Here is a 23,370-nt window from a genome sequence, read left to right as displayed (position 1 = left end):
GTTCGTGTAGGCGTCGCCGCGCACGTATTCGTTGATCGTGTGGTTGACCATCGAGTGCTTGGCGAACTTGCCGCCAATGGATGGATACATGCGCGCCGTGTCGGTCACGAGGTGCGTGGCCGCGTTGATCTGCTCATGCAGGATCGGCGCGAGCGTCTTGGAGTTCACATCCTTGACGTGACGACTACGAACGCGACCGCCGCGCTCCACTAGGGCGACGACGGGTTCCTTCATGACGCCGCCTCGGTCGCCGAGCTTCTTGTTGAAGTGGCGGTTCTTTTCGCGGCCACCTATGTAGGTTTCGTCGGCCTCAACGTACATGCCTTCACCGCCCAGTTCGCCGGGGTGGCCGTCGCGTAGGCTCTCGCGAACACGGTGGCACATGAACCAGGCCGTCTTGTAGGTGACGCCGATCATGCGGCTGATTTGAAGGGCGCTCATGCCCTTCTTGGACGCCATCATAAAGTAGGTGCAAGCCAGCCACTTGTTCAGCGGAACGTGGCTGCGCTCGTAGATCGTGCCGACCGTGACAGTGAAGGGCTCGCGGCACGCGTTGCACTGATACAGGCCGGCGCGCGTGGTTTTGCCCTTCATAAGCGTGGCCTCATCGACAACGCCGCACTTCGGGCAGATCGGGCCGCTGACCCAGAGCCGAGCTTCCAGCCACTCGCGAGCCTTATCCGTGTCGTGGAAAATCGGGTTGCTGTAGTCGCTCGCCATGTCGGCCTCCTGTGAGACAGACACTACCACTAGAGCCTACTACGTCAAAGGGATAATTCCCTGGCGACGTCAAGAACAAAATGAGAACCATTGCGCCGACAGCGTCGCGTGGACCTGACTTGGGCGCAACCTGACGTAGGGGTCTATGACACGCGCCCCAAGAACTCCGCGATGGCTCGACGACTTCGGGCGGATGGCTGCTGGCGGTGGTTATCCCACACGCCGAATGTCCATCGCGTCACGCCCACAAGCGCCGCCGCTTCAGCGGTGGTGAGCCCCAGCTTGCGGCGTCGGGCGCGCAGCTGCGCCGGCAGCGGGTCGCCTTGCTCGCAGCGGAATTCAGGTTTACTCGCCCGCAGTGATACCCGAACGCCCGGTACCAAAAAGGCTACGAGACCCAGGTGCTTTTGTGCTAGCTGAGCCTCGCTCGACAGCCCGGCGCCAGACATGACGCTGAAACGGAAAAAGCCTGGGTCCCCGCTTTCGCGGGAAGCAGCGGGCCTGTAATTGATCCCGCCCAGCCAGAACTCCGAGATGCTTGAAAAGACCTTCGATCCGAAATCCGTCGAGCCGCGCCTTTATGCCGCCTGGGAGGCGTCGGGGGGATTCGCGCCCATCGACGATCCGGCGGCCGAGCCGTTCAGCATCGTCATCCCCCCGCCCAACGTCACCGGCTCGCTGCATATCGGCCACGCGCTCAACAACACCCTGCAGGACGTGCTGATCCGTTTCGAGCGCATGCGGGGGAAGGCCGCGCTGTGGCTGCCCGGCACCGACCACGCCGGCATCGCCACCCAGATGGTGGTCGAACGCCAGCTGGCCGCGCAGGGCAATCAGAGCCGCCGCGATCTCGGCCGCGAGGCGTTCGTCGAGAAGATCTGGGCGTGGAAGGCCAAGTCCGGCGGGACCATCACCAACCAGCTGAAGCGCCTGGGCGCCTCCTGCGACTGGAGCCGCGAGCGGTTCACTCTCGACGAGGGCCTCTCGGCGGCGGTCCGCAAGGTGTTCGTCACCCTCTACAAGCAAAAGCTGATCTACCGCGACAAGCGGCTGGTGAACTGGGACCCGCATTTCCAGACCGCCATCTCCGACCTGGAGGTCGAGCAGCGCGAGGTCGATGGGCACTACTGGCACTTCGCCTATCCGCTGGAGGACGGCTCCGGCGAGATCGTCGTGGCCACCACCCGGCCGGAGACCATGCTGGGCGATGTGGCCGTCGCCGTGCATCCCAAGGACGAACGCTACCGGGCGATGATCGGGCGCGCCGTGCGCCTGCCGATCGTGAACCGCCCCGTGCCGATCATCGCCGACGACTATGCCGACCCGGAAAAGGGCTCCGGCGCGGTGAAGATCACCCCGGCCCACGACTTCAACGACTTCCAGGTCGGCAAGCGCCACGCCCTGCCGATGATCAATATCTTCGACGACTTCGCGCACCTCAACGACAACACGCCGGTCGAATATCGCGGCCTGGACCGGTTCGCGGCCCGTAAGAAGGTGGTGGAGGCATTCGAGGCGCTGGGCCTGCTGCGCGCGGTCGAAAAGACCCGCCACATGGTCCCGCACGGCGACCGCTCCGGCGTCGTCGTCGAGCCCTATCTGACCGACCAGTGGTATGTGAACGCCGAGGTGCTGGCGAAGCCGGCGATCAAGGCCATCGAGGACGGCGATGCGGTGTTCGTCCCCAAGGCGTGGGAGAAGACCTATTTCGAGTGGATGCGCAACATCCAGCCCTGGTGCATTTCGCGCCAGCTGTGGTGGGGTCACCGGATCCCGGCCTGGTTCGGACCCGGCGGTAAGATCTTCGTCGCCGAGACGGAGGCCGAGGCCAAGCGCGAGGCCCGCGAGCACTATGGCCGCGACGAACCCCTGGCCCAGGACGAGGACGTGCTCGACACCTGGTTTTCCTCCGCCCTCTGGCCGTTCTCGACACTCGGCTGGCCGCAGAAGACCACCGATCTCGCCCGTTTCTACCCGACCCACACCCTGATTACCGGCTTCGACATCATCTTCTTCTGGGTCGCCCGGATGATGATGCAAGGCATTCACTTCATGGACGGCCAGGTCCCGTTCAAGCGCATCTTCATCAACGCCCTGGTGCGCGACGCCGAGGGCAAGAAGATGAGCAAGTCCAAGGGCAACGTCATGGACCCCCTGGAGCTGGTCGACGACTATGGCGCCGACGCCCTGCGCTTCACCCTGACCGCCATGTCGGGGCAGGCGAGGGACCTCAAGCTGTCGCGCGAGCGGATCGAGGGCTACCGCAACTTCGGCACCAAGCTGTGGAACGCTGCGCGCTTCACACAGATGAACGGCGCGGCCCGCGCTGAAGGGTTCGACCCGGCCAAGGTCAGGCTTCCGATCAACCGCTGGATCGTCGGCGAGACCACGCGCACCGCCCAGGCGGTGACCGCGGCGCTCGACACTTGCGGCTTCGACGCCGCCGCCGACGGCCTCTACCGCTTTGTCTGGCGCCAGTACTGCGACTGGTATGTGGAGCTGTCCAAGCCGGTGCTCGGCAAGCCCGACGAGCCCACAACAGACGAGGCCGCCCGCGACGAGACCCGCGCCACCGCCGCCTGGGTGCTCGATGTGATCCTGAAACTGCTGCACCCGGTGATGCCGTTCCTCACCGAGGAGCTGTGGGGCCAGACGCAAGGTCTGGGCGCCGCGCGCGACCACAAGGGCTTCCTGATGACTGCGCCCTGGCCACAGCTGCCGTCGAGCCTGATCGACCCCCAGGCAGACGCCGAGATCGGCCTGATCGTCGAGACCATCGCTGAGGGCCGCTCGGTCCGCGCCGAGCTCAACGTCCCCAACTCGGCCCGCCCGCCGCTGCTGGTCATCGACGCCACCGCGGCCCAGCGCCAGGTGCTACGGGACGCGGCGCCGCTGATCATGCAGATGCTCCGCGTCGCCGAGGTGCGGATCGCCGACGCGCCCCCACCCGGCGCCATTCCCTACGTCGTCGAAGGCGCGACCTTGGCCCTGCCGGTCGCCGAGTTCATCGACGTCGCCGCCGAACGCGCCCGCCTGGGCAAGGACGTCGCCTCGCTCGCCTCCGACATCGCCCACACCGCCAGGAAGCTGGGCAACGCCGACTTCGTCGCCCGCGCCCCGGAGGAAGTCGTCGAGGAGAACCGCGAACGCCTGGCCGAGGCCCTGGCCGCCAAGGCCAAGCTGGAAGCCGCGCTCAGCCGGCTGGGGGCAGTGGTCTGACTAACGGACTCTTATCCCTTCCGGGCGTTCCATGCGGGGCGCGCGACGCACCCAGGCCTTTGCGAGGACACCATGTCCGCCATCCGGATGACCAGCCACAGGCGAACGGTCCACGACCACTTCGAACCCGACGAGGCCGCCGACCCCAAGATCCAGCGGCAACTCCGCGGCCAGTTGGAACAGATCGACTACACGGCCTACGACGCCAACAAAAAGGTGCTCGGCGCCACCCTTAGCGGGGTGGACGTGGCCAAGTTTCAGCGCCTGGCGCTCGCCACCGCCCAGTCCCGGGCGCGCTGGGTCGCCTGCGCGCTGGCGGCCACCGAAGGCGCCGCGGTCCCCAGCGCCGACCAGATCGACAAGCTGGCCCAGCTGCGCAGCGCCTACGAGGAACTGGCCGAGGTCTACGACGCCCTGCGCCGCATGGTCGAACGCGGCTACGTCACCTACCCGGCGGCGTAACGCGGCACACCGGACGCCGTGTTTCCACCCCGCCACTCCACGCAACCTATCGCCGGTTTAGCTTGCGACGGCCGGCGGCTCGGCCATTGTGCCCGCACGGACTTGGGGATTTCTTCCATGCGTAAGCTGATGATCGTGGCCGCGGCCGCTGTGGCGCTGTCGTTCGGGCTTTGCGCGGCCGCCTCCGCGGGCGCCGAGGACGCTCCCAAGGCCGACGCCGCGAAAGCCGACTCCGCGAAAGCCGACAGGGACAAGATCGAGCTGCCGCCGTTCCCGGCCGACGCATCCGTCAAACAGGTCACCCACGTCGCCGGCAAGACGCTCAGCTACACCGCCACCGTCGGCGCGCTTCCGGTTCGCGACGAGAAGGGCAAGAAGATCGCCGAGGTGGTGTTCACCGCCTACGTCCTCGACGGCCCCAAGGATCCCGACCGGCCGGTGACCTTCGCCTTCAACGGCGGGCCGGGCGCGGCTTCGGTCTATCTGAACCTCGGCGCCATCGGGCCCAAGCGGGTGCAGTTCGGCGCCCAGGGCGACAGCCCTTCCGACTCGGCGAAACTGATCGACAATCCGGGAACCTGGCTCGACGTCACCGACCTGGTGTTCATCGACCCCGTGGGCACCGGCTTCTCCCGCTCGCTGGTCGACAAGGACGAGACGAAAAAGCGGTTCTATTCGATCAAGCCGGACATCGAATATCTGTCGCGCACCGTCTACGACTGGCTGTTGAAGAACGGCCGCATGGCCTCGCCCAAATACATCACCGGCGAAAGCTACGGCGGCTATCGCACACCCCGCATCACCTATTTCCTGCAGACCCAGCTGGGCGTCGGGATCAACGGCATGGTGATGGTCTCGCCCTATCTCGAGCCGCCGATGGACCAGGCGCCGGACTTCTCGCCCATGCCCTGGGTGACCACCCTGCCGTCGATGGCCGCGGCCAACTATGAGCGCCAGGGCAAGGTGCTGTCCCCCGCCCAGATGGCCGAGGTCGAGGACTATGCCCGCGGCGAATTCGTCACCGACCTGATGAAGGGCCGCCGCGATCCCGCCGCCGTGGAACGCCTGGTCGGCAAGGTCACCGCCTACACCGGCCTCAACGCCGACTTCGTGCGCAAGTCCGGCGGCCGCATCCAGATCGGCGCCTTCCTGCGCGAACTCTATCGCGACAAGGGCCGGATCGCCTCCGTCTACGACTCCAACGTGACGCAAGAGGATCCCTTTCCCTGGTCCGCCGACGGCCGGCGCGGCGACCCGATCCTGGATGCGATCATCGCGCCGACCACCAGCGCCATGGTCGACTTCGTCACCCGCGTGGTCGGCTGGAAGGCCGAGGGCCGGTTCAATGCGCTCAGCTATGACGTCGGCGAGAACTGGGAAAAAGGCGTCGAACTCACCGAGGCCACCACCGACCTGCGCCAGGCGATCGCCGCCGACCCCAGGATGAGGGTGCTGATCGTCCACGGCTATGACGACCTCTCGTGCCCCTATTTCGTCTCCCGCCTGGTGATCGACCAGATGCCCATCGGCGGCGACCCCGCCCGGGTGAAGCTGGCGATCTACCCCGGCGGCCACATGTTCTACTCCCGCCCCGCCAGCATGGCGGCGTTCCGGGGCGACGTGCTGGCGGTGTTCGGGGGGCGGTGAAGGGCGGAATGGGGGAGGGGGCAAGCGGCCGGCGTGCCCTTTAACGTTCGCGCCTATAGATTTAGGCGCCTCGACGGGCACGATTGCGGTGACGCTTCATTTGATTTGAACCGCCCTAGTGGAAAATTTCGGTGTTACGCGAACTAGATTCTCTGTCACCGGAAAACGGAATACAGGCGGCTTTCGACATGAGCTGCCTTCGATTGTTTGACACTCGACTGGAATAGTTTCCCGTCTTGGGCGAATGTTGTTGCAGGTATTCCGACAACCATGGAACGTCCGGGTGGCGTCGCGACCTAAGCGTGGGCGTCAAGAACAGTTGCGTAGCCAGTGTCAGGCAAGCGCTTTGGAGGACCTATGAAACTCACATCAGTCTTGGCAGGGGCCGCTCTGGCCGCCGGTCTCGTCGCGGCATTGCCGATGTCGGCAGCCGCGGACACCACCGCCTTCAACTCGACACCGGCCGACACTTGGTTCTACGGCACGGGCAACGGCTATGCGCCAGCCAATACCGAGGTGCTGAGCACGACCGCCGGCGACCAGCTCTATCTGCGCCTGCACAACACGTTCCTCCCAGCGCTGGCGTCAGTCGGGAATGTCTACAGCTTCGCCACCAGCGCTGGCCAACAGGTCAGTTTCGACTGGGGCTTCGACCTCCACTCCGGCTTCGATGCCCCCCTTTCGGCGCTGATCACGCTCACCAACCTGGCCGGCGGCAGCTTCAGCTACAATCCGCTCGCGCTGGGGAATGACAATGCGATCGGGTTCGGCAGCACCCAGAACAGCTTCCGCCTGAACTGGCCGCCCACTCTGAATTTCAAGCCTGCCATCGATGGGACCTACAAGGTCAATCTGACCCTTACGGGACTGGACGGCGGCACGAAGTCCCTCGACGCCGTGGCCAAGCTGGGCAAGGGCTTTACGGCCGGCGTGCCGGAACCGTCCACCTGGGCGATGATGCTGGTCGGCTTCGGCGGACTGGGCGCCGTTCTGCGGGCAAATCGCCGGAGGCCCGTCGCGGCGTAGACCACACGCCCCCTGGTGCGCCAGCTATCGACCTGGGGGAGATAAGGGGACGCAAGACCTGGCTCGCGTGACCATCAGCGGAGCCAGCACGGAAGTCTTCACGAGATAGATAGTATCTCCCCCTGTCTCCCTCGATAGCGTTCGAGGATCACGATGGGATAGCTGCCAAGGGCGGGCTCCCGCGCGACGGGACCAAGCCTGCCACTACAGCGCGCGCTGAGGCGCGGCTGCGCCCCCTGTCGTGGCCAGGGCGCTTGACCGTCAGCCAGCGTCCCTGTGCCTTGTGCGGGGGGAGTCAGCGAATCATGTGGCGAGCGGCCAAGGGAACCGGCGAAGCCCATCCCTACATTGCGCTGTTCAAGGACCCGGGCGTTCGCACGCTCTGGGCCGGACAGGCCCTCTCCGACGCCGGCAGCGAACTCTACCGCCTGGGCGCCATCTGGCTCGCGGTAGGCATGGCCGGGGCGGACGCCGCCTGGCTGCCGGTCGCCCAGTCCGCCGCCATGCTCGCGTTCGCGTTGGGCGCAGGGGCGGTGACCGACGGCCTGAGTGCGCGCAAGGTGATGATCTGGTCCGACCTCACCCGCGCCGCAGTGTCTGCCGCGGTCGTTGTCGCCGCCTTCACCGTCGGCTTGTCGCTTCCTGTGCTGATCGCCGCCGGTGTGCTGCTGGCCGGCTTCCAGGCCGTGTTCGACCCGGCGTTGCAGGCCGCCGTGCCGCAACTGATGCCCGACCCGCACCGACTGCGGGCCCTCAACGGGCTGTTCGACGTCACGGGCCGGCTGGCGGTGATCGCCGGCTCCGCCCTGGGCGCCGCCATTGCGGCCGTTGCGCCAACAATCCATCTCCTCACGGCCAACTCGGCGAGCTTCCTGGCTTCGGCGGGATCGGTCGCCGCGGCCGGTCACCGGTTCGATGGTGAAACGCCCGCGCCGGCCCCGCCCGCCTCCGTCCGGCAACGCCTCGCCCGCGGTTGGCGCGCGGCCCGCGAGACGCCAGGCGCCCGGACCCTCCTGGCCACCGCCGCGGTGTCCTACGCGACGCGTTCCCTGGGCTTCGCCCTGGGCGTGCCCCTGCTCCTGGCGCAAGGCGGCGTTGCCGGCGGCTTGCCCACGTTCGCCTTGATCATGGCGACCCAGGCGATTGGCGATGGCTTGACCAACCTGCTTACCGTGACCTGGCGGGTCCGGGACGGGTGGCGGTTCTTGTTCGTCGGCTACATCCTGCGAGGCCTTGGCCTCGCCGTGATCGGGGCCGCCGCACTTTTCGCGCCGGCCTGGATCGCGCCCATCGGCATGGCGGCTGGAGGCTTCGTCCTGGGCGTCGGCGGCTCGATGGCCTTCCTGCAGATGATGCCTTTCTTCCAGACCCGTATGGATGTGGCGGACGCCACGGCCGTCTTCCGCCTGCGCTACGCCATCCTGGCCGCCGCCACCATGCTTGGCGCCCTGCTCGGCCCGGTGGCCCTCCGTCTATGGCCGGTGTCTTGGGTGATCATCGCCTGCGGGGCGGCGCTGGCGCTCGCGGGTCTGTGGGGCGCACGCCGCCCGCCTGACGCCTAGCGCCAGAAGAATTCGATCGACAGGATACCCAGAGACCCTCCCGCCAGCGCAGTTCGCGGTCCCGTCCGGCGAATTTCCGCAACCCCCGCGCGCAGGCCCGTCGCATCGAGCCGCCAAGACCGCCAAGACCGCCAAGGAGTCGTGGATGTGACGGTCTCGGGCACTTCAGCTTGCACGCTCGCTCCGTGACCTCCGCGATCTCAGCGGTCGAATTCTTCTAACCGCAGAGATCGCCAAGGACGCCAAGGAATCGTGGTTGCGCCGGCCGTCGGCGTCCTGGCTCGACGGGACTCTTGGCGTGCTTGGCGGTTGAGTTTGACATCGCGCAGGCTCGCATGGGGCCGAGTTTGGAATCTGGCGGCCGCCAGAATGCGCGCGAGATCTTGACGCGCCCAAGAAGATGTTCTATGTTTGTTCTCACATGACCGCCACCGACCCCCGCCTTGCCATGTTGTCCGAGTTGAGCGCTTGCGCCTACCGGCTGGGGCTGGTGTTTAGCGGGGAGGCGGAGCGGGCGCGGGACACGGCGCGGCAGCGCGAGTATTTCCAGCTGTTCGACCGGTGCTTCTTCTCGGTGCGGGTCGCCATCGCGCTGGAATTGCGCTTGGCGCACGCGCCGGCCGAGCGACGCGCGGCGGATTTGCGGCAAGACCCCGGCGACCGGGAAGACCTGGCCGATCGCGGCGATCCTTCCGAAGTCGAACGGCCCGAACGCGAAACCGACGTCCGCGAACGCGACCGTGACCGGGAGACCGAGGCCGCCAGCCTGCCGGTGCTGCTGCGCACTCTGAACGGGATCGTGGCCGACGCCGCGGCGCTGCCCGGCCCCGAGCCTGCGGCCCTGCCCACCCTGCGCGAGCTTCTGGCCCATGTGGCCCCAAATTCGCCTGACGATCCGCCCATGCGGGCGCCGCCGCCGAAGGCTGGCCTGCGGGCCAGGCTCGCGGGCTCCGGCGCGGTCTCGGCTCTCAAGCTGGCGCCGTCCCCGCCGCTGCCGCTCGGCGGCGCCTTGGCCCCGCGCCGCGCCACCGGTCCGCCGCGCCGCTGAGCCTGCGCCGCGTCACCCCTTTCCTCTCCTGAGGAGCGGGAGAGGGGGACCGCTCGCCGAAGAGCGAGGGGTGGACAGAGCAAACCTCAAATGCTGAGTCAGCGGTCGCGCCATTGCGCTGAGCCTGGGGCTTGCCCTTCCCACCATCGGCTCTTCGCTTCGCTCGGCCGACGGTCCCCCCTTCCCATGGATGGGAAGGGAAGAGTCCCCGCTTGCCTCGCTTACAGCCCCCGTCTGCCTCCCGCCCCCTAGCGCGAATGGGTGGGTTATGCTTGTTCACCCGGAACACCGGGCGGGCAGTTCAGACCCGTCAGGTTCAAGGGGAGACCGACCATGTCCGAGGCCCAATTGCCGGCCGGCTGGCCCGCCATGTCCATCGCGCAGGCCCACGCCATTCTGTCCGGCCCCGGCATGCCCACCGAGGTCGACGAGACCCTGATCCGCGGCGTGCGGACGAAGATCTGGAAGAACCTGCCGCCCACCCTGCGCGCCATCGTCGAGGCGTCCCGCGTCCACGGCGACAGGGTGTTCCTGGTCCACGAGGACGAGCGGGTGAGCTTCGAGGCGTTCCATCGCGCGGTCGCCGCGTTCGCCGCCGAGCTTGCCGCCCAGGGCGTGGTCAAGGGCGACCGGGTCGCGGTGATCATGCGCAACATCCCCGAGTGGGTGGTGGCCTTCTACGCCGCCGCGTCGCTGGGCGCGGTGGTGACGCCGCTGAACGCCTGGTGGACCGGGCCGGAGCTGGAATACGGCCTGACCGATTCGGGGACGAAGATCGCGATCATGGACGCCGAGCGCTATGAGCGGATGACCGAGCACCTGCCCCACTGCCCGGACCTGGCCCGCGTCTATGTCTGCCGCGAGCGCGACGAGGTCGCCCATCCGCTGGTCACCAAGCTGGAAACCGTGATCGGCGCGCCGGAAACCTGGAAGGACCTGCCCGACCGCCCCCTGCCGGAGGCGCAGATCGGCCCCGAGGACGATGCCACCATCTTCTATACCTCCGGCACGACCGGCAAACCCAAGGGCGCGCTGGCCACCAACCGCGCGGTCAACTGCAACATCATGGCGGCGGTCTGCGGCGGGGCGCGGTCGTTCCTGCGGCGGGGCGAGACGCCGCCCACGCCCGATCCCGACGCGCCCCAGCGCTCGTCGCTGCTCTCGGTGCCGTTCTTCCACGTCACCGGCTGTTTCGCGGTCCTCAACCCCAGCCTGTTCGGCGGGGCCAAGCTGGTGATGATGCGCAAGTGGGACGCCATCCGCGCCTTCGAGCTGATCGAGCGCGAGCGGGTGCAGTCGGCCGGCGGGGTGCCGACCATCGCCTGGCAGCTGATCGAGCACCCTGCACGGACAAGCTACGACCTGTCCTCGCTGGAGTCCGTGTCCTATGGCGGCGCGCCGTCGGCGCCGGAATTGGTGCGCAAGCTGAAGGAAGTGTTCCCCAAGTCGATCTCTGGCCAGGGCTGGGGGATGACCGAGACCTGCGCGACCGTCACCTCCAACGCCGCGGAAGACTACGCCAACCGGCCCGACAGCTGCGGCGTGCCGGTGCCGGTCGCCGAGCTGCAGATCCGCGATCCGGCGGACGGGGTGACCCTCTTGGCCACGGGCGTCGTCGGCGAGCTGTGGTCCAAGGGGCCGCAGAACATGAAGGGCTACTGGAACAAGCCCGAGGCCACGGCCCAGACCCTGGTCGACGGCTGGGTGCGCACCGGCGACCTCGCCCGCGTCGACGAGGAGGGGTTCTGCTTCATCATCGACCGGGCCAAGGACATGCTGATCCGCGGCGGCGAGAACATCTACTGCATCGAGGTCGAGAACTGCCTCTATGACCATCCGGCCGTGATGGACGCCGCCGTGGTCGGCATCCCGCATCGGATCCTCGGCGAAGAGCCGGCGGCGGTGGTGACGCTGAAGCCCGGCGCCCACGCCACCGAGGCCGAATTGCGCGCCCATGTCGCCGAGCGGCTCGCGGCCTACAAGGTGCCCGTGCAGGTGAAGTTCTGGCACGAGGTGCTGCCACGCAACCCCAACGGCAAGATCCTCAAGAACGATATCAAGAAGCTGTTCGAGGATGTCCCGACGGCGACAGGCTAACCGCCTGACTCAATGGCAGCTGGCGAAATCTATTAAATAACGTCATGGCCCGGCTTGTCCGGGCCACCCATGATCTCCGTGCTGACAGACGAGGTTCGGTGGCGCCGCGGCGCTTTGGTCTTCATCGCCGAGATCATGGGTGGCCCGGACAAGCCGGGTGATGACGATCAAAGGGGGAATGATTGAGTACGGACCCTAGCGCCATGGGCAGGAGCCGCGTCGATGTCCTGTTGGTGGCCCGCGGCCTGGCCGAAAGCCGCGCCAAGGCCCGCGCCGCCATCGCGGCGGGCGGCGTGACCGCCGACGGCCGCGCGGTCGTGAAAGCCGCTGAGCTGGTGGCCGACGATGCCGAGCTGGTCGCCATCCCGGCCCATCCGTGGGTGGGCCGCGGCGCACTGAAGCTGCAACATGCGCTGACCATCTGGCCGATCGCCGTCGAGGGACGGGTGGTGCTGGACGTCGGCGCTTCGACCGGAGGGTTCACCGAAGTCTGCCTGGCGGCCGGCGCACGCCGCGTGTTCGCCGTCGATGTGGGCCGGTGCCAGCTGCACCCGAGCCTGATCGAAGACTCGCGCGTGGTCAGCCTCGAGGCGCTGGACGCACGCGACCTGACGCGCGCGCGGGTTCCGCAGGCGCCGAGCCTGGTGGTCTGCGACGTCAGCTTCATCGGCCTGGCCAAGGCCCTGCCGGCGGCGCTGGGCCTGGCCGCGCCGGGCGCGGACCTGATCGCCCTGGTCAAGCCGCAGTTCGAGGTCGGACCCGAGCGGGTCGGCAAGGGCGGTGTGGTGAAGGATGATGCCGCGCGGGCGCAGGCGCTGGCGGCGGTGTGCGGATTTCTGGTGTCCTCCGGCTGGACGGTGATGGCCACCGCCGACAGCCCCATCGAGGGCGGCGACGGCAATCGCGAATACCTGCTCTGGGCGCGCAAGCCCTGAACCCGGTCCCCAACGGGGCGGCAGCCTTGGCCGGAGGGACCGGCGGTCAGTCGACGACCTGATGGCGGCCGCTGCGGTCGGCGGGCTTGGCGAAGGCTGAAGACTTGGTCATGGGTAACCCTCATCGATGTCGTGAGCCGCATTTCGGCGGCTTCGAGGATCGCGATGGTCAGGCCAGGCTGAACGCTCGTTGAGCGGTCGGCTCATCTTGGTTCATCTTGTTTTCCGCTGCGCGCGAGGACGTTTCCAATCATGAGGCCGAGCGCAAGACGACCCCGCCCCGGGCCACGGCCCGGCCGTCCCGGCGGTCCGCCCGCCGAACTCACCATCGAGGCGGTGGGCGGCGAGGGCGACGGTGTGGCCGCCGGCCCGGCCTTCGTGCCCTTCACCCTGCCAGGTGAGCGGGTGCTGGCCTCGGGCGGTGGCGAACGCCGCGAACTGGTCCAGGTGTTGAGCGCCAGCGCCGACCGGGTGACGCCGCCCTGTCCGCACTTCGGCGTGTGCGGCGGCTGCGCGCTGCAGCACTGGGCGCATGCGCCGTACCTGGCCTGGAAGGTCGAGCGGCTGGCCGCGACCCTGGCCCGCCAGCAGATTGAGACCGAGATCCTCCCGCCCTTCGCGGCCGAGCCCGGGACCCGGCGGCGCGTGGCGCTGCACGCCCGGCGGGGCAGCCGCGAGGCGGCCAGGCTGGGCTTCAAGGCGCGCCGCTCCTGGGATCTGGTGGACATCGTCGCCTGCCCGATTTCAGATCCGGCGATCCAGGCCGCCCTGCCGGCGCTGAAACGCCTGGCGGCGCCGCTGCTGGAGCATCCCAAGTCCGCGCCGACCCTGCATGTGACGCTGACCCCCACCGGCCTGGACATCGATATCTCAGGCGTCGAGCGCAAGTCCGGCGGGCTCTCCGCCGACGCCCGCGTGCAGGTCGCCGATCGCGCCGCCGCCGCCGGCTTCGCCCGGGTGACGTTGGACGGGGAGGCGGCCTACATGGCCCGCCAGCCGCGGGTCACCCTTGGCCAGGCGAGCGTCAACCTGCCCGCCGGCGCCTTCCTGCAGGCCACGCCCCAGGCGCAGGCGGCGATGACCGCCTTCGTCGCCGGGGCCGCGGATGGCGCGAGCCGCATCGCCGACCTCTATTGCGGGGTGGGCACGTTCACCTTCGCGCTCGCCGAGATCGCCCAGGTCCATGCCGCCGATTTCGACCCCGAGGCGATCCGCTCCCTGACCGGCGCCCTGGCCGGCGCGCCGGGGCTGAAGGGCGTCAACGCGGAAGCCCGCGACCTGACGCGCCGCCCGGTGCTGGCCGAGGAGCTGAAGAAGACCGACGTGGTGGTGTTCGATCCGCCCCGGGCCGGCGCCGCCGAACAGACCGCCGAACTGGCCCGTTCGGGCGTGGCCCGGGTCATCGGCGTCTCCTGCAACCCTGCGACCTTCGCCCGCGACGCCCGCACCCTGATCGACGCCGGCTTCACCCTTGACCGCGTGCTGCCGGTCGACCAGTTCCTCTGGTCGCCGCATGTGGAGTTGGTCGGCGTGTTCCGCCGCTGAAAGCCTCACCCGCATCAGCGGGGGAGGGCGACCACATAGGGGTGGCGGGGACCCTCAACGCCGCTGACACAAACAACCTGACACTCTGCGCCGCCGTCTCGGCCAGGAGCGCGCGCTTTGGGTCAGGCGTTGACGTCCACCACGACGCGCCCGCGGACCTTGCCCTCGACGATCTCGGCGCCCAGGCGCTGCAGGTCGCCGAGCCCGGCGCGGCTGGTCATGGCGTCGAGTTTGCTGAGGTCCAGGTCGCGCGCCAGCCGGTCCCAGGCTTCGATCCGGTCGGCCGTCGGGCGCATGACGCTGTCGATGCCGGCGAGCGTCACCCCGCGCAGAATGAAGGGGGCGACGGAGCCCGGCAGATCCATGCCCTGAGCCAGGCCGCAGGCGGTGACCACGCCGCCGTATCGGGTCTGGGCCAGCACATTGGCGAGCGTGAGGCTGCCGACCGCATCCACCGCTCCGGCCCATCGCTCGCGCGCCAGGGGTCGGCCGGGCGCGGAGAGGTCGGCCGCGTCGATCACCTCCGCGGCGCCCAGGGCGGTCAGGTAGTCGCCCTGGCTGTCCTTGCGCCGCGACGAGGCGACCACGCGGTAGCCCAGCCGCGCCAGCAGCGCGATCGCCACACTGCCGACGCCGCCCGCCGCGCCTGTGACGAGGATCTCGCCCTTGCCCGGCGTGACGCCCAGTCGTTCGAGGCCGAGAACGCAGAGCATGGCCGTGTAGCCCGCCGTGCCGATGGCCATGGCATGGGCGCTGGAAATCGCGTCGGGCAGCTTGACCAGCCACTCGCCCTTGACCCGGGCTTTCTGCGCATAGCCGCCATGGTGGGTCTCGCCGACCCCCCAGCCGTTCAGCACCACCCGGTCGCCGGGCGCAAAGCCGGTGTGCTCGGAGCTTTCCACCACGCCTGCGAAATCGATGCCGGGGATCAGGGGCCAGACCCGGACCACCGGCGACTTGCCGGTCAGGGCCAGGCCATCCTTGAAGTTGACCGTCGAACAGTCGATCCGCACGACCACATCGCCGGCCATCAGATCGTCGAGCGTCAGGGTCTCGATGCGGGCTTCCTGGCCGGTTTCGGTCTTGGAAAGGCGCAGGGCGCGGAAGGTCTCGGTCATGGCTCAGCCCACTTTCGGCGGTTGTTGCGCGGTCAGGCCAAAGCGTTCGCCGCGCCGGCCCTTCACCGCCAGGTCGACGGTGACCAGGCGTCGCACGCCCTCGACCCGCATGTCGCCACCCGGCATCCACATCATCGCCACATAGTCGCCCAGGGAGTCCTCCAGCGCCTGGGTGAAACCCTGGGCGTCCTGGGCCTTGTTCATCTGGATCTTGGCCATGCGCAGCGCCTCTGGGCTGTTCTCGGCGACCCTTCGGGCCCAGGCGAAGGTCTCACGCTCAAGGTCGGTCCCGGCCAGCACCCGGTTGACGAGGCCGAAGTCGGCGGCCTGCGCGGCGGTGATGAACCGACTTTCGAAGCACAACTCCTTGGCGCGGCGGACGCCCACGTCCCACGGGAGGCAATTGTATTCGACGAAGCCACCCAGGAACTCCGCGTCCTCGGCGGCGAACACCACGTCCAGGCAGGCGGCCAGCATCCAGCCGGCATAGATGCAGTAGCCTTCGACCATGGCGATGGTGGGCTTAGGGAAATTGCGCCACTTCAGCAGCAGGTCGAGGTTGTAGCGCTTGAACTGGTCATAGGTCTGGATCCCGGGCCTGGCGCCCAGGGCCTCGCGATAGGCGATCGCTTCGGGCGTGCCGAGGTCGTGGCCGCTGGAGAATACCCCGCCGGCGCCGCGCACCAGCAGCACCCGCACGGCCTCGTCGGCCTGGGCCAGGTCGAAGGCGGCGTCGATCTCGTCGAGCATCCGGTAGCTCTGGGCGTTGCGGTAGGCCGGCCGGTTGAGGGTGATGACCCCCACGCCGTCGGCGGCGGCATAGACGATGTCGTGGAATATCATTTGCGCGCGCGTCACGGACGCCGTCTCCCTGTGGCCGGCCGTGGCGACTATAGTCGGGCGGAAGGCTTTGGGCGAAGGGGCGACGATGTCGAAGTCCGCGGAGATCGTCGCGGCCTCGTTGGAGCGGCTGGCCGAACGCATCGGCGATCCGACGCCGCAGGTCTATGCGCGACTGTTCGCGGCCCATCCGGAGATGCAGGCGCTGTTCGTCCGCGACACCACCGGCGCCGTACGCGGCGAGATGCTGGCCATGGCGTTCGAGTGCATCCTGGATATCGGCGGCGCCGGCGCCTATGCGGGCAACCTGATCGCCGCCGAGCGGATCAATCATCAGGGCCTGGGCGTGCCGCCGGAGGTGTTCGCGCGATTCTTTCCCCTGTTGGCCGAGAGCTGCCGCGAGCTTTCCGGCGACGCCTGGACGCCGGCCGTGGACGCGGCATGGGCGGAGGTCCTGGGCCGGCTGATGGCCATCGCCGACCCGCCCGGGTGAGGTCTGGCCCAAATGAAAAGGCGCCCCGCCGGAGCGGAGCGCCTGATCAGACTTCGAGGGGTTGAGCCCTAGAAGAACTTGTACTGAAGCTCGATCCCGTAGGTGCGGGGCGGGGTGATCGTGTAGCTGGACGCGATGCCCTGAATGATCGGGATCTGCGTCGTGGCGCTGCCGCCCGCGGGGTTGGGGCCGGTCACATAGGCCGCCACAACGCCGTTACGACGACCGGCGCCAGCGCCGCCCTCGTAGCCCACGGTGTCGGTCAGGTTACGAATGAAGCCGATGATGGCGTACTTTTTGTCCGTCGATTTCCAGGTCGCGCGAACATCGACCTGATCGTAGGACGGCGCCTTGTAGTAGGACCGGTTGAAGATCGAGCCATACTGCTCGCTGCGCCAGACGTAGCTGGCCGAAGCGGTAAGCGAGCCGGCATCCATTACCCAGGTGTAGTTGACGTTCAACGCCACCTTGTTCTTGGGCGCGTTCGGCAGGCTCTGACCCGACAGGTCCTGCCCGCGCTGGAAGCCGCCATTCGGCAGGCCGGTCGTCCAGATGTCCGCCGAACAGGCCGCGGCCGTTCCCACTGCGGCGAGGCAGGCGGCCTGGGTGATGATCGGCCGGGCGGCAGGATCGAGCGCGGCCGGATCGGCCGGATCGATAACGCCCTTCGATTGTTCCACATGCGCGTCGAGGTAGGAGTAGTTGAACAGGATCTGCAGATGGTCGATCGGCTGCCAAGTGGTTTCCAACTCGAAGCCCTGAGTGATCGACTTGGGGATATTGTAGAAGATTGACTGAGCCTGCGCGAGACCGCCCGCCGTAGCGGCAACGGTGATCGGAATCTGCGCGTCGTTGTAGGAATAGTGGAACAGGGCGACGTTGGCCTGGAACGTACGACCGAAGTCCTTCTTGAGGCCGAGTTCAAACGCGTCCGCGTGCTCGGGGTTGGTGTTCGGCAGCGCGCCCAACACGGTGTCGATACCGATCCGGAAGCCGCCGGCCTTGTAGCCGCGGCTGTAGCGGCCATAGAGCATCGTGTCGGAGTCGGGCGTCCACTGGATGCCCGCCGTACCGGTCGTCGCCGACCACTTGTTGTCGTAACGGCGGGTTGCGAACCCAGTCGCCGGATCGACCGTTGTCAGCGAAGAGACGCCGGGGGTTCCAGGCGCGCCGGGGCCGCCCGGGATATATCCGCTGATGACCGATGGAAGTTGCGAGAGATCGATGATGAAGTTGGTGAACCGCTCTGGCGGGCCGGCGCAGCCGGGGACGTCGAAGCAAAGCAGCCGGACCGATTCCTTGCCGAACTTGTGGTCCGCCGTGTAGCGGATGCCCAAGGTCGTTTTCCAGTTTTCCGCGAATTTCCAGTCGATCTGGGCAAATGCGGCCTTTGACGTGATCTCAAGCTCGGGCTTGTCGTCGTAGATGTAGTTGTTGCCGGCCAGCGCCGGGCAGGCGGGCGACGTGAACGGACAGACCGCGTTGGTCAGGAACGGACCGTTGGTGACCTTGCCCGTCTGGTCGGGCAGGCGGGTGGACACCGGCTGGGTGTAGTTTTCCTTGTAGTAGTAGGCGCCGACGATCCACTGCAGCGCGCCTTCGCCAGAGGAGGCTAGGTTCAGCTCGTTGCTGATCCAGTTTTCCTTTTCCTCGTATTTGAAAGCGTAGCGGGGATTGACCGTACCCGCCGCGCCGAGGACGCCCGGAATTACCGTGTTGCCGGCGACGAAGGGGAGCTGGAACTGCGTGATCGGCGCCTGCTCGACCGGGGTCGGGCCTTCCAGATGGTAGTGGTAGTGCGTGCCACCGACGACGTATTTCAGGTCCATCTTGTCGAAGTGGTAGTTCCACTCGCTCGAGAAGATCGTTGTTGCGGTCAGCTTCACATTGTAGGGCACGGCGCTGGTGAAGGAGCGCGGGTCGTTTTGTGCGGCCTGCTGGCAGGCTTGGGCGACGCTGAGGCCGCCGGCCGTGATGATGCCGGTGACTCCCGTCGCGGCGGTGGGCAGACAGGCGTAGCCGGGGTTGAGCGTAATGCCGGCGTTCACGGCCTGGTAGGTCGGGAAAGTGATCGGGTTGGTGGCGCTGTTCTGGAGGAACGCCGGCAAGGCGACGTTGGTGCCGTTGACGACCACGTTTGGCCCATTGGTGCCCGGCAGGAAATTCACCTTGGTATAGGTGCTGCGCGAGCCCGGCCCGCCGCCTTGGTTGTGCCAGTCGATCCCGGAAAGCTTGGCCCAGCCGTCGAACTTGTCGTTGGGCTTGAACGCCAGCTGAACTTCCCAGATCTTGGTGTCGATGATGTTGCCTTCGTTAGGCTGCCCGGGGACGGTGTTCTTCAGCCAGCCCTCGGTCTGTTTGTCCCAGCCGACGGCGGCCCGGAACAGCACCCCGGGGATCATCGTCGGGCCGGACACCGCCCCTTCAAGGATGGTGTGGCCGTAGTTCTGCACCTGGCCGCGCACCTCGGCGTACCAGTCCTCGGTCGGGCGCTTGGAGATGATGTTGATCGCGCCGCCGATCGAGTTGCGGCCATAGAGCGTGCCCTGCGGGCCGCGCAGCACCTCGATCCGGTCGACGAACAGCGGCGTCTTGCCGGCCTCGACGGTGGATGAGGTGTAGATGCCGTCGGAATATTGCGCCACCGAGCCTTCGGCGGCATGGACGTTGGTGTTCCGGCCGACGCCGCGCAGCGTATTGCGGTCGTTCTGGGCGTTATATTCCAGACCCGGCGTGAAGTTGGTCAGGTCGGTGACCGTGGTGATGCCGATCAGGTCCCGCCGCTCGGAGGTGAAGGCGGACACGGCGACCGGCACGTCCTGCAGGCTCTGGGAGCGCTTTTCAGCCGTGACCACCAGCTCTTCGATGGTGTTGCTCGCCGCGGCCGTTGTGGCGGCGCGGGACTGGGCGTGAGCTTGCGTGCCGATGGCGACGGCCAGCAGAGCGCTGGACGCCAAAAGAGAATGTTTCCACTGCATATCTGAACTGCCTCCCCGCAGCATAATGGAGCGCTATTGCCTGCGCTTGGCCGGGAAGCTGAAGCAGCGTCGAGGGGGCGTCAACGTCACAGGGGTAAGTTATCAGTGATAACTAATTATGGTTCCTCGATGTTGTCGCCTGGGACACAGTTTTCGAACCGGCTTTTGGCGCCTTGACCAGCTATCTCGGAGCACTGACCAGCCCTTGCGACTTGTCGGAGCCAGAAGACAACCTGAAGGCGCATGAAGACTTGCCCTTTTAGTCTGCAACGCCGCGCCAGCCCGCGCCGCCTGGACACGCGCCAAACATTGCCGATTTGTCATATAAAACACGGATCTACACCGCAGCCCCGGACGTCGTGTCGGTCCATCGCCCTGCGACGGGCCGCGCCGGGACGCGTTGGTCCGCAGCCTTAAGTAGAACCCGCCGGCCTGGCGGCCACCGGTCGCGCACGGCGGGTCTTTCCCGCGGTCGGGCGCGCCTCTATGGAACGTCCTCGACCAGGGAGGGCGCTCAAATGCACCGCAAGCCGGACGGAAGCTGGGACAAGGCCAGGCTGCCAAGCCGACACGTGACCGAGGGGCCGAGTCGCGCGCCGCACCGGTCCTACCTTTACGCCATGGGTCTGGGCAGCCGCGAGATCGCCCAGCCGTTCGTCGGCGTGGCGTCGTGCTGGAATCAGGCGGCGCCCAGCAACACCGCCCTGATGCGCCAGGCGCAGGCCGCCTCGGTGGGCGTGAAACGGGCCGGCGGCACGCCGCGGGAATTCTGCACCATCACCGTCACCGACGGCATCGCGATGGGCCACGAGGGGATGCGCTCGTCCCTGGTCAGCCGGGATCTGATCGCCGATTCCGTCGAGCTGACCATCCGCGGCCACAGCTACGACGCGCTGGTCGGCGTGGCGGGCTGCGACAAGTCCTTGCCCGGCATGATGATGGCCATGCTGCGGCTGAACGTGCCCAGCGTCTTCCTCTATGGCGGCTCGATTCTGCCCGGCGCCTATCAGGGCCGAGAAGTCACCGTGCAGGACGTCTTCGAAGGCGTCGGCAAGCACTCGGCCGGGACCATGAGCCTGGAGGATCTCTGCGACCTGGAACAGCACGCCTGTCCCGGCGACGGCGCCTGCGGCGGGCAATACACCGCCAACACCATGGCGTGCGTGTCGGAGGCCATCGGCCTGGCCTTGCCGCTCTCCTCGTCTCTCCCGGCCCCCTATCTGAGCCGCGACAGGTACGCCGAAGCCTCCGGCGAGGCGGTGATGCGCCTGATCGAGGCGAACATCCGCCCCCGCGACATCTGCACCCGCAAGGCCTTCGAGAACGCCGCCCGCGTCGTGGCGGCCACCGGGGGCTCCACCAATGGCGGCCTGCACCTGCCGGCCATGGCCCACGAGTGCGGCATCGAATTCACCCTGCGCGACGTGTGCGAGATCATGCGGGCCACGCCCTACCTCGCCGACCTGATGCCCGGCGGCCGGTTCGTGGCCAAGCACATGGGCGAGTCCGGCGGCGTGCCCATGCTGCTGCGCACCCTGCTGGACGGCGGCTATCTCCACGGCGAGTGCATGACGGTCACCGGCAAGACCATCGCCGAGAACCTGAAGGACGTGACCTGGCGCGATGACCAGGTGGTGATCCGCCCGGTCAGCGACCCGCTCTCCGAAACCGGCGGCGTGGTCGGCCTGTGGGGATCGCTCGCCCCCGACGGCGCCATCGTCAAGATCGCCGGCAACACCACCCACCTGACCCATCGAGGCCCCGCCCGGGTGTTCGACGGCGAACAGGCCTGTTTCGCGGCCGTCGAGGCCGGCGACTACAAGGACGGCGACGTCATCGTGATCCGTTACGAAGGCCCCAAGGGCGGCCCCGGCATGCGCGAAATGCTCTCCACCACCGCGGCGATCTCCGGCCAGGGCCGGGGGGCGAAGGTGGCCCTGATCACGGACGGCCGCTTCTCCGGCGCCACGCGCGGCCTCTGCATCGGTCACGTCGGACCGGAGGCCCAGGCGGGCGGCCCCATCGCCCTGGTGCAGGATGGCGACATGATCTCCATCGACTGCGGCGCTGGCACGATCGACCTGGAGGTCGACCCCATCGAGCTGGAAAACCGCCAGCGCCACTGGCAGCCGCGGGTCACCGACTACGCCTCCGGCGCCCTGTGGAAGTTCGCGCAAGGCGTCGGCCCCGCCCACCTGGGCGCCGTCACCCACCCCGGCGCGAAGGTGGAACGGCACGTCTACGCCGACCTCTGATGCCAGCCCTCATCCTGCGGACCCTGGGGCTGATCGGCGGGATGAGCGCCGAGAGCACGAGCGTCTACTACCAGACGCTCAATCGCCTGGTGCGGGCGCGGCTGGGCGGGCTGCATTCGGCCAAGCTGGTGCTGTGGTCGGTGGATTTCGCGCCGATCGCGGCGCTGCAGGCCCAGGGCGACTGGGATGCCACGGGCGCGGCGCTGGCCGAGGTGGCGCGCCGGCTGGAGGGCGCGGGCGCCGAGGCGATCCTGATCTGCGCCAACACCATGCACCTCAACGCCCCGCAGGTTGAGGCCGCGATCAGCGTTCCGCTGATCCACATCGCCGACGCCACGGCGGCCGCTTTGCAGGCCCTGGGGGTGACCCGCGCTCTGCTGCTGGCCACCCGGTTCACCATGGAAAAGCCATTCTACCGCGAGCGCCTCGAGGCGGCGGGGCTGGCGGTGCAGACGCCGGATGCGGCCGAGCGCGACCGGCTGCACGCGATCATCTATGACGAGCTGGTGGTGGGGGTGATCAATCCGCGTTCCCGCGACGCGGTGCTAGCGATGATCGCGCAGGGTCGGGCGGCCGGCTGCGACGGGATCATCTTTGGCTGCACCGAGATCGGCCTGCTGCTGGACCCCGCCGACATGCCGCTGCCCACCGTCGACACCGCCATCGCGCACTGCCAGGCCGCGGTGGATTTCGCACTGGGTTAAGGCAGGGCGCGGACGCCGAAGAGGATCGGGTGGGCCCAGGCCAGCGCGGCCCAGACGCCGACCGCCAGGGCGATCCGCCACCAGCCGATCTCACTTAAGCTGACCCTCTGGCGCCCCTGGAGGATGGCGGCGAAGGGGACATTGCCGGTCTGGGCCGCGAAAGCGTCCCACTTGGCGCCCAGGGCGCGGCGGCGCTTGGCGTCGATGCTCAGCGTACCGGCCAGCGCCAGCGCCAGCAGGGTGGCGAACAGCAACACCGAGGCCGCGTCGCCGTTGACCAGAAGGTGGCCCGCCGCCCAAATCGCCACGCCCCAGAGGAACGGGTGGCGGGTGATCCGCAGCATGCCGTTGACCACGTCGGGTCGGTCCAGCGCGCCCTCCTGGGCGACGCTGGTGGGGTTGGCCGTCGTCAGGCCGGGCACGATAAGCAGCATGGCCAGCAGTTGCAGGCCGATCTGCACCAGGCGCGTCAGCGGCGTCAAATCCCACCAGACGCTGTCGCCGGGCGTGCCGCGCGCCTGGGCGAAGGCCAGACCCAGCCAGACCAGCCCCGCCACCGACGACAGCGAGAACAGCCCCATGTAGGCCCCGACGCCGATCCTGCCGGTCAGGGTGTCGCGCAGGCGCGTGCCGGAGACGAGCAGGTGGATGGCCAGGAAGAAGGCGGCGGCGGCGGCCAGGTTGAGCATCGTGAACCCCTCGATGGCGGATCGTGGACCGA

At 68.0% G+C, this 23,370-nt stretch carries 17 protein-coding genes; 12 read left to right on the top strand and 5 right to left on the bottom strand.

From position 1 onward, the window contains the following. Positions 1-720 (bottom strand): IS1595 family transposase (locus RMN86_RS07735; protein ID WP_309605256.1); only part of this gene is annotated, 720 nt, incomplete at its 3' end. Positions 721-1,254: 534 nt separating this feature from the next. Here RMN86_RS07735 and RMN86_RS07730 point away from each other — a divergent pair. The 9 genes from RMN86_RS07730 to RMN86_RS07690 all read left to right on the top strand — a co-directional run bounded on the left by RMN86_RS07730 (position 1,255) and on the right by RMN86_RS07690 (position 14,261). Continuing rightward, a complete protein-coding gene (locus RMN86_RS07730) occupies positions 1,255-3,939 on the top strand; it encodes a valine--tRNA ligase (protein ID WP_309605255.1) in 2,685 nt (894 codons plus the stop codon). A gap of 72 nt (positions 3,940-4,011) precedes the next feature. Beyond that, on the top strand, positions 4,012-4,401 hold the full coding sequence (locus RMN86_RS07725) for a hypothetical protein (RefSeq protein ID WP_309605254.1): 390 nt from the start codon (positions 4,012-4,014) through the stop codon (positions 4,399-4,401). Between the two features lie 117 nt (positions 4,402-4,518). Continuing rightward, on the top strand, positions 4,519-6,048 hold the full coding sequence (locus RMN86_RS07720; RefSeq protein ID WP_309605253.1) for a S10 family serine carboxypeptidase-like protein: 1,530 nt from the start codon (positions 4,519-4,521) through the stop codon (positions 6,046-6,048). Positions 6,049-6,405: 357 nt separating this feature from the next. Further along, complete coding sequence (locus tag RMN86_RS07715; protein WP_309605252.1) at positions 6,406-7,074, top strand: PEPxxWA-CTERM sorting domain-containing protein; 669 nt, start codon at positions 6,406-6,408, stop codon at positions 7,072-7,074. Between the two features lie 305 nt (positions 7,075-7,379). Continuing rightward, positions 7,380-8,636: an MFS transporter gene (locus tag RMN86_RS07710; RefSeq protein WP_309605251.1), complete on the top strand. Its 1,257-nt coding sequence runs from the start codon at positions 7,380-7,382 to the stop codon at positions 8,634-8,636. Positions 8,637-9,057: 421 nt separating this feature from the next. Continuing rightward, positions 9,058-9,684 carry a hypothetical protein gene (locus RMN86_RS07705; protein WP_309605250.1) on the top strand — a complete coding sequence of 209 codons (627 nt, stop codon included), beginning with the start codon at positions 9,058-9,060 and terminating at the stop codon, positions 9,682-9,684. Between the two features lie 333 nt (positions 9,685-10,017). After that, entirely contained in the window at positions 10,018-11,781 is a 1,764-nt protein-coding gene (locus tag RMN86_RS07700; RefSeq protein ID WP_309605249.1) for a class I adenylate-forming enzyme family protein, read from the top strand. 203 nt (positions 11,782-11,984) lie between these two features. Next, the gene (locus tag RMN86_RS07695) at positions 11,985-12,716 is read left to right on the top strand and encodes a TlyA family RNA methyltransferase (protein WP_309605260.1); all 732 of its coding nucleotides are present in this window, start codon (positions 11,985-11,987) and stop codon (positions 12,714-12,716) included. Positions 12,717-12,968: 252 nt separating this feature from the next. Then, the gene (locus RMN86_RS07690) at positions 12,969-14,261 is read left to right on the top strand and encodes a class I SAM-dependent RNA methyltransferase (RefSeq protein WP_309605248.1); all 1,293 of its coding nucleotides are present in this window, start codon (positions 12,969-12,971) and stop codon (positions 14,259-14,261) included. A 122-nt stretch (positions 14,262-14,383) separates the two neighbouring features. Here RMN86_RS07690 and RMN86_RS07685 read toward each other — a convergent pair whose 3' ends face one another. Both RMN86_RS07685 and RMN86_RS07680 read right to left on the bottom strand, forming a co-directional pair. Next, positions 14,384-15,379, bottom strand: coding sequence for an MDR family oxidoreductase (locus RMN86_RS07685; protein ID WP_309605247.1), 996 nt, complete (start codon positions 15,377-15,379; stop codon positions 14,384-14,386). Positions 15,380-15,382: 3 nt separating this feature from the next. Continuing rightward, positions 15,383-16,237 (bottom strand): enoyl-CoA hydratase-related protein, encoded by an 855-nt coding sequence (locus tag RMN86_RS07680; RefSeq protein ID WP_309605246.1) that lies wholly within the window; start codon positions 16,235-16,237, stop codon positions 15,383-15,385. A gap of 70 nt (positions 16,238-16,307) precedes the next feature. Here RMN86_RS07680 and RMN86_RS07675 point away from each other — a divergent pair, with 70 nt between their 5' ends. After that, a complete protein-coding gene (locus RMN86_RS07675) occupies positions 16,308-16,712 on the top strand; it encodes a globin (RefSeq protein WP_309605245.1) in 405 nt (134 codons plus the stop codon). 68 nt (positions 16,713-16,780) lie between these two features. Here RMN86_RS07675 and RMN86_RS07670 read toward each other — a convergent pair whose 3' ends face one another. Next, on the bottom strand, positions 16,781-19,669 hold the full coding sequence (locus RMN86_RS07670; RefSeq protein ID WP_309605244.1) for a TonB-dependent receptor: 2,889 nt from the start codon (positions 19,667-19,669) through the stop codon (positions 16,781-16,783). Between the two features lie 539 nt (positions 19,670-20,208). Between RMN86_RS07670 and ilvD the strand changes: the two genes are divergently transcribed. After that, positions 20,209-21,945 (top strand): dihydroxy-acid dehydratase, encoded by a 1,737-nt coding sequence (ilvD, locus tag RMN86_RS07665; protein WP_309605243.1) that lies wholly within the window; start codon positions 20,209-20,211, stop codon positions 21,943-21,945. Continuing rightward, positions 21,945-22,649: an aspartate/glutamate racemase family protein gene (locus RMN86_RS07660; protein ID WP_309605242.1), complete on the top strand. Its 705-nt coding sequence runs from the start codon at positions 21,945-21,947 to the stop codon at positions 22,647-22,649. Before ilvD ends, RMN86_RS07660 begins: the two co-directional genes overlap by 1 nt. On the opposite strand, the gene RMN86_RS07655 is transcribed toward RMN86_RS07660, so the two are convergent. After that, positions 22,646-23,338 carry an NnrU family protein gene (locus RMN86_RS07655; protein WP_309605241.1) on the bottom strand — a complete coding sequence of 231 codons (693 nt, stop codon included), beginning with the start codon at positions 23,336-23,338 and terminating at the stop codon, positions 22,646-22,648. The two genes, RMN86_RS07660 and RMN86_RS07655, sit on opposite strands and share 4 nt — an antisense overlap. Between the last annotated feature and the right edge of the window lie 32 nt (positions 23,339-23,370).

It is taken from the genome of Phenylobacterium sp. (assembly GCF_031360265.1).
GTDB lineage: Bacteria > Pseudomonadota > Alphaproteobacteria > Caulobacterales > Caulobacteraceae > Phenylobacterium.
This window is presented reverse-complemented; position numbering and strand designations above follow the sequence as displayed.